At 71.3% G+C, this 6,768-nt stretch carries 7 protein-coding genes and 2 tRNA genes; 7 read left to right on the plus strand and 2 right to left on the minus strand.

Annotated elements, in window-relative coordinates; all coding sequences use genetic code 11:
* Nucleotides 1-319: 319 nt before the first annotated feature.
* On the minus strand, nucleotides 320-517 hold the full coding sequence (locus tag VFV67_RS29275; protein WP_326473906.1) for a hypothetical protein: 198 nt from the start codon (nucleotides 515-517) through the stop codon (nucleotides 320-322).
* A 96-nt stretch (nucleotides 518-613) separates the two neighbouring features.
* On the opposite strand from VFV67_RS29275, the gene VFV67_RS29280 reads away from it, so the two are divergent.
* From VFV67_RS29280 to VFV67_RS29310, 7 genes are all read left to right on the plus strand, one after another.
* Nucleotides 614-1,717 (plus strand): winged helix DNA-binding domain-containing protein, encoded by a 1,104-nt coding sequence (locus tag VFV67_RS29280; RefSeq protein ID WP_326473907.1) that lies wholly within the window; start codon nucleotides 614-616, stop codon nucleotides 1,715-1,717.
* 173 nt (nucleotides 1,718-1,890) lie between these two features.
* A complete protein-coding gene (locus VFV67_RS29285; RefSeq protein WP_326473908.1) occupies nucleotides 1,891-4,548 on the plus strand; it encodes a putative bifunctional diguanylate cyclase/phosphodiesterase in 2,658 nt (885 codons plus the stop codon).
* A 67-nt stretch (nucleotides 4,549-4,615) separates the two neighbouring features.
* Nucleotides 4,616-4,688: transfer RNA gene (locus VFV67_RS29290), tRNA-Thr, on the plus strand.
* A 52-nt stretch (nucleotides 4,689-4,740) separates the two neighbouring features.
* Nucleotides 4,741-4,813, plus strand: a tRNA-Met gene (locus VFV67_RS29295).
* Nucleotides 4,814-4,844: 31 nt separating this feature from the next.
* Nucleotides 4,845-5,009 (plus strand): 50S ribosomal protein L33, encoded by a 165-nt coding sequence (gene rpmG / locus VFV67_RS29300; protein WP_326473909.1) that lies wholly within the window; start codon nucleotides 4,845-4,847, stop codon nucleotides 5,007-5,009.
* Between the two features lie 16 nt (nucleotides 5,010-5,025).
* Entirely contained in the window at nucleotides 5,026-5,472 is a 447-nt protein-coding gene (locus tag VFV67_RS29305) for a MaoC family dehydratase N-terminal domain-containing protein (RefSeq protein ID WP_326473910.1), read from the plus strand.
* Complete coding sequence (locus VFV67_RS29310) at nucleotides 5,469-5,903, plus strand: MaoC family dehydratase (RefSeq protein WP_326473911.1); 435 nt, start codon at nucleotides 5,469-5,471, stop codon at nucleotides 5,901-5,903. The genes VFV67_RS29305 and VFV67_RS29310 overlap by 4 nt, the downstream gene beginning before the upstream one ends.
* Before the next feature lie 7 nt (nucleotides 5,904-5,910).
* On the opposite strand, the gene VFV67_RS29315 is transcribed toward VFV67_RS29310, so the two are convergent.
* The coding region (locus VFV67_RS29315; RefSeq protein ID WP_326473912.1) for a pyridoxal phosphate-dependent aminotransferase at nucleotides 5,911-6,768 on the minus strand (858 nt) is incomplete at its 5' end.

The following is a 6,768-nucleotide window of genomic DNA, read 5'->3' on the forward strand; positions in this document are numbered from 1 at the left end:
CTGTAAATCAGCCGCGAAAGCTTCGGAGGTTCGAATCCTTCACCCGCCACCATCACTGCAATTCCACCGTTTCCTAAGGGACTGAGTCCCGAAGCGGGTAGCGGATTGGTCTGGTCCAGGCCCGTTGATCAGGTTGAAGTACGTGTCGGCGTGCGCATCCATGGTGCCGATAACGGGGTGAAGCCGAAGGCGGGGCGGCGGCAGGCGTGGGAAAGGGTTGCGGCTACCGGAGTTCGTTCGTCGGCGCGGTCCGAACCCTGCTTCGAGTGGCACCGCACGACGGTCTTCCGTCACCGTGGCACGCCGCCTGGCTCGTGAATCAGGTGCGGCGGCGCCGGGCGCGGGTGGCTTCGAAGATGAGGATGATGCCGAGGATGGCGACGATGAGGCCGATGATCAGCCAGGTTTGGGAGCCGCTCATGAAGCTGCCGCCGATGACGCCGGCGCCTTGGAGGGTCCAGATGCCGCCGACGAGGATGGCGATGATGCCGAGGATGAGCAGCACCTTGTTTCTCATGGGTTGAGTGTTGCGGACGGACGGTGCCGCGGACCACTCGAACGGGTGAAATTGTTCGAGCCGGGATCGTCGGTGGGGGTGGCTAGCGTCGCGGGCGTGCGAGCGCTGACGGCGGGTGGGGTGCGGGCCGCGCGGGTGCGGGCCCAGGGTCTTGGTGACGACCCGGCGACGAGCGTGCTCGATGCTGTGCGGCGGGTGGTGGGGTTGCAGGCGCAGGACGTGCGGGCGAGCCGGTTGGCGGTGCGGGCGCGGACCATCGGGCTCACGGCGTCCGATGTGGACCAGGCGGTGGCGCGGCGGCGGGTCGTGCGGACCTGGGCCATGCGGGGCACCCTGCACATGCTGGCGGCGGAGGACCACGGGTGGCTGGTCGGGCTGTTGGGGCCGTACTTCGCCAAGGGCCTTGCCGGACGCAGGCGGGCGCTCGGGCTGGACCAGGACACCTGCGCGCGGGGTGTCGAAGCGGTGCGGGCGGTGCTCGGCGAAGCCGGGAAACTCGAGCGGGCCGAGCTGGTCGAGCGGATCGCCGACCACGGGGTGGTGCTGGACCCGAAGAGCCAGGCGCCGGCGCACCTGCTCGGCTATGCCGCGATGACCGGGGTGATCTGCCGGGGGCCGGAAACCGCGGCGGACGAGCCGACGTACGTGCTGGTCCGCGACTGGATCGAGGAGGCGGGCGATGTGCTGCCGGAGGACGCGGCGATGGCCCGGCTGGCCCGGCGCTACCTGGCCGGATACGGGCCGGCCACCGCCGGGGACCTCGCCTCGTGGTCCGGGCTGCCGGTGGGCCGGTGCCGGCAGGCGTTCGCCGACATCGACGCCGAGCTCGCGCCGGTCAGCGCCGGCGGCGAACCGGCGTTCGTGCTGGCCGGAACCGAACTGGACGCCCCGGGCCACAACGGGGTGCGGCTGCTCGGGCACTTCGACACCTACCTGCTCGGCTATCACAAGCGCCGGCTCGCCGTGCCGGAGCGGTTCGACCGGCGGATTCAGACCGGAGGCGGGTTCATCATGCCGGCGGTGCTGGACGGCGGCCGGGCGGTCGGCACCTGGCGGCAGGTGCGCCGGCGCAACGGGCTGGTCGTCGCGGTCGAGCCGTTCACCACGATCGCCCGGCGGGCGCTGCCGGCCCTCCGGGCAGAAGTGGCAAGTGTTGGGCAATTCCTGAACCTGCCCGCGGAACTGGATCTTCGCAGGTGACGGGCGCCGTTGGGCCGTTCGGACGCGGTCGCGCACCCGGTCGGAACAGTCGGCACCGGCGACCGGGCGGGGTACAGTAGCGCGACCGTGACGTGCCCGGCCGGGGGGCGCCATCCGCAGCCCGCCGTTGCGTGTCGAGTGTGCTCGGACCGGAGCGGCCCGAGGAGGTGTTCATGCCGGAACTGCCTGGCACGAGCAACGTCGCCGAGCCGCAGCGGACGACCGCTGAGGACGGGCGCTACCGCCGCCGGTTCGCCGTCTTCTCCGTTGTCGTGCTGCTCTTCGCCCTGGCCGCCGCCGCGCTGGTGTCCTGGTGGCAGCCGATGGAGCCGGACCCGAAGTGGCTCTGGATCGGCGCGTTGCTCGCCGTGGGCTTCCTGCTCGCCGAGCTGCTCGCGGTGAACGTCGACGCCCGCGGCGGGGTGTCCTGGACCATCTCGTTCACCGAGATCCCGCTGGTGATCGGCCTGTTCGTGGCGCCGTTCCAGGTGGTGCTCGCCGCCCACCTGGCCGCCGCGGTCGGCACCTATCTGGCCCGCCGGGTGCAGGATCGGATGATCTACAACACCGGCGTGTTCATCATCGAGATCGCCAGCGCGTTCTCGGTGACGGCACTGGTCAACATGCTGCTCGGCGGCTCCGGACCGGCCTGGCTCGGCGTGCTGGCCGGCGCCCTGGCCGCCCCGCTGTCCAGCACCCTGCTCGCCGTTCTGGCCATGCACGTGCTCGGCCGCGGGATGCGGGTCGGCGCCGCGCTGCGGCTCGTCTCCCGCACCCTGGTGATCGGCGTGGTCAACGCCTCGGTGGGCGTGGCCGGCTTCGAGGTGGCCACCCGGATCGACACCGGCTGGCCGCTGGTCCTGGTCGCGCTCGGCGGTCTGACCGTGCTGTACCTGGCCTACTCCGGGCTGGTCCGCGAGCAGCGTGATCTGGAGGCACTGTCCGAGGTCAGCCTGATCGTGGCCCGGTCCGGACACCAGGCCGCGGCCCGCCCGGCCAGCGGCCTCGAGGACACCGCCGAAGTGGTGAACGACGCCGAGTGGCAGGGGATCGCGCACCGGATCAAGGACCAGCTCGGCGCCGCCCGCGTGGTCATGCGGCTGCAGCTGTGGATCCAGGGCCCGATGATGACGTTCACGTCCGGCGATCCGCTGCCGGACGAGGCCGCCGCGCTCGAGGTCACCGGCGCCCGCGCCGACCCGCTGCTGCGGCTGCCCGGTTCGAAGGTGCGCCACCTGCGCCGCGACGACACCACCGCGGAGCTCCGCCAGGCGCTGGACCGGCGCGGGGTGGAGGAGGCGCTGGTGGTGCCGCTGCGCAGTGCCAGTCACCTGCTCGGCGTGGTGGAGGTGCACGACAAGCTGTCCCGGTGGCGCGGGTTCGGCCAGGCCGACCTCCGGATGGTCGAAACCATGGCCAGCCACCTGGCCACCGCGATCGACAACCGCCGGCTGCTGGCGACGCTGCGACACGACGCGTACCACGATCCGCTGACCGGGCTGCTCAACCGTCCGGGGTTCCGGCAGGCCGCCGGACAGCAGTTGCGGGACCGGCCACGGTCCGTGGTGCTGCGGCTGGACCTCGACGTGCTGCCCACGATCAGCGACGCGCTCGGCTACGCCTGGAGCGACCGGATGGTGATCACCGCCGGCCGCCGGCTGCGCGCCGCGCTCGGCCCCGAGGCGCCGCTGGCCCGGCTGGAGGGCGGCGCGTTCGCCGCGCTGCTCGTCGACGCCACCCTCGAACAGGCGCACGGCACCGCGGAACGGCTCTGCGCCGAGCTGTCCGCGCCGTACCCGGTGGACCGGCTCACCGTGGACGCCGGCTCCGTGGCCGGGTACTCCTCGCCGGCCGCGGTGGCCGGTGGGCCGGGCGGCACCGAGATCGACACCAACCTGGCCACCGCGCTGGACGTGGACACGCTGTTGCAGCGCGCCGACGTGGCGCTGCGCGGGGCGCGGGCCGCCGGCGAGCGGGTGCGCGCCTACCTGCCCAGCATGGGCCAGATCTATCTGCGCCGGTTCCAGCTGGTCAGCCAGTTCCGGGCGGCGTTGGAGACCGGTCAGGTCAAGGTGCACTACCAGCCGAAGGTGGCGCTGCCCAGCCGGCAGCTGCTCGGGGTCGAGGCGCTGGTGCGCTGGCGGCATCCGGAGTTCGGGCCGCTGGACCCGGACGAGTTCGTGCCGGCGGTCGAAGCGGCCGGGCTGGTCGACACGCTCACCCACTTCGTGATGGACCAGGCGCTGGTCCGGGCGCGCAAGTGGATCGACGCGGGCCTGCGGCTGTCGGTGGCGGTGAACATCTCGGTGCGGTCGCTGTCCGACCAGGACTTCCCGGACCGGGTCGCCGAGCGCCTGCGGCAGCACCGGGTGCCGGCCGAGCTGCTGACCCTCGAGCTGACCGAGTCCGGCGTGATGGCCGACCCGCAGCGCGCCCTCCCGGTGCTGCGCCGGTTGCACACGCTGGGCGTGGTGCTTGCCGTCGACGACTTCGGCACCGGCTACTCGTCGCTGGCCTACCTGCGCCAGCTCCCGGTGGACGAGGTCAAGATCGACAAGAGCTTCGTCCTCGGCATGGGTTCCGATCTCGGCGACCTGGCCGTGGTGCGGTCGATCGTCGAGCTGGGTCACTCGCTCGGGTTGACCGTGGTGGCCGAGGGGGTCGAGGAGGACATCGCTCGCGACCAGCTCGCCGCGATGGGCTGCGACGTCGCCCAGGGCTACCTGATCTCCCGGCCGCTGTCCGAGCGCCGGCTCGAGGCCTGGCTTTCCGCCCGCACCACCCCTGCTCAGGGGCTACGTGACGAGGTCGTGCTGACCCTGATCTCGTAGCAAACCCGGTTTCCCAACCCCCACCCGCTTGTGTACAGTCGTCAACGCTCGCGCTGCTCGCGAGCGCGCCCCAATAGCTCAGTCGGCAGAGCGTCTCCATGGTAAGGAGAAGGTCTACGGTTCGATTCCGTATTGGGGCTCGGTGATCCTGTCGCGGTGCTCGGCTCGGGCCCCGCGGCATAATCATGTCGAGGCGGTGTAGCTCAGTCGGTAGAGCAAGCGGCTCATAATCGCTGTGTCGCCGGTTCAAGTCCGGCCACCGCTACCCGAACGGCAAGCGAGAGGGAGGTCCGACCATGGCTGCCACCGATGTGCGACCGAAGATCACGATGGCGTGCGAGGACTGCAAGCACCGTAACTACATCACCAAGAAGAACCGGCGCAACGACCCGGACCGCATGAGCCTCAAGAAGTTCTGCCCGAACTGCGGCAAGCACACCGCGCACAAGGAAACCCGCTGACCGCGCCAGCCTGACGATGGGGCTCGATCAGTCGTTCAGCGGGCGGAGCTACCCGCCCACCTGGGTCTACGAGGTCAGCCGGGAGAAGATCAGGGAGTTCGCCGACTCGATCGGGGACTCCAACCCGATCCACCTCGACGTCGACGCGGCCAAGGCGGCCGGCTACGAGGACGTGCTGGCCCCGCCCACGTTCCTCACGATCGTGAACATCCGGGCCATCGACTCGATCATCCACGACCCCGAGCTTGGTCTGGACTTCGGCCGGATGGTGCACGCCGACCAGAGCTTCCGCTTCACCCGACCGGTGCGGGCCGGCGACCGGCTCACCGTGACCGCCCACATCGAGGATGTGGCCACCCGGCTGGGCAACGACTTTCTGAGCGTCCGCGCGGAGATCGCCACCGAGGACGGCGAGCCGGTGTGCACCGCGCGCGCCTCCCTGGTGGTCCGGAGGGCCGAGTGAGCGGAGCGAGCCGAAAGAGCCCGGTCGCGACCGGGGCGGTCGGCGACCAGCTTCCCCCGTTGGAGGTCCGGATCACCCGGGCCGACCTGGTCCGCTACGCCGGGGCGGCGCTGGACTTCAACCCGATCCACTGGAACGAGACGCTGGCCCGCGAGGTCGGGCTGCCCGACGTGATCGCGCACGGGATGCTCACCATGGCGCTCGGCGCGCGGCTGCTGACCGAGTGGACCGGTGACCCCGGCGCGGTCGTCGAGTACGGGGTCCGGTTCACCCGTCCGGTCGTGGTGCCCAACGACGACGCCGGCGCCCTGGTCGAACTGTCCGGCAAGATCGCCGAGCGCCGCGACGACGGCACCGTCCGGGTCGACATCACCGCCCGGCACGGCGGCCGCGCCGTCCTCGGCAAGGCCACCGCCCTGCTCCGCCCCTGAACCGACCTCAGCGGGCTTCGCGCAGGAGGTCGGCCATGCGGGTGACGCCGGTGGCGAGGTCTTCGTCGCCGAGGGCGTAGGACAGGCGGAAGTAGCCGGGGGTGCCGAAGGCTTCGCCGGGGACGACGGCGACCTCGGCGTGCTCGAGCACCACGGCGGCGAGGTCGACGCTGGTGTCGGTGCGCTGGCCGCGGATCTCCTTACCCAGCAACGACTTCACCGACGGATAGGCGTAGAAGGCGCCCTGCGGGACCGGAACCTCGATGCCCGGGATGTCGCCGAGCAGTTTGACGATGGTCTGCCGGCGCCGGTCGAACGCGGCGCGCATCTCGGCGACCGCGTCGAGCGGGCCGGACACCGCGGCCAGGGCGGCGCGCTGGCTGACGTTGGCCACGTTGGAGGTCAGGTGCGACTGGAGGTTCGCGGCCGCCTTGGTCACGTCCGCAGGGCCGATCATCCAGCCCACCCGCCAGCCGGTCATCGCGTAGGTCTTGGCGACGCCGTTGACGACCACGCAGTTGTCGACGAGGAACGGGCACAGCACCGGCATCGACCCGGTCTCGACGTCGTCGTAGACGAGGTGCTCGTAGATCTCGTCGGTGAGCACCCAGAGCCCGTGGTCCTCGACCCACTGCCCGATCGCGCGGATCTCGTCCGCGGTGTACACCGCGCCGGTGGGGTTGGACGGGGAGACGAAGAGGAGCACCTTGGTGCGCTCGGTGCGCGCGGCCTCGAGCTGCTCGGGCGTCACCTTGTAGTCCTGCGTCTCGTCGGCCAGGACCTCGACGGGGACGCCGCCGGCCAGCCGGATGGCTTCGGGGTACGTCGTCCAGTACGGCGCCGGCACGATCACCTCGTCGCCGGG

It is taken from the genome of Actinophytocola sp., assembly GCF_035762905.1.
In the GTDB taxonomy this organism is placed as follows: domain Bacteria; phylum Actinomycetota; class Actinomycetes; order Mycobacteriales; family Pseudonocardiaceae; genus DASYTH01.

Coding starts and splice junctions, on each gene's coding strand:
- VFV67_RS29275 (WP_326473906.1), bottom strand. CDS start 517: ATGAGAAACAAGGTGCTGCTCATCCTCGGCATCATCGCCATCCTCGTC.
- VFV67_RS29305 (WP_326473910.1), top strand. CDS start 5,026: ATGGGGCTCGATCAGTCGTTCAGCGGGCGGAGCTACCCGCCCACCTGG.
- VFV67_RS29285 (WP_326473908.1), top strand. CDS start 1,891: ATGCCGGAACTGCCTGGCACGAGCAACGTCGCCGAGCCGCAGCGGACG.
- rpmG (WP_326473909.1), top strand. CDS start 4,845: ATGGCTGCCACCGATGTGCGACCGAAGATCACGATGGCGTGCGAGGAC.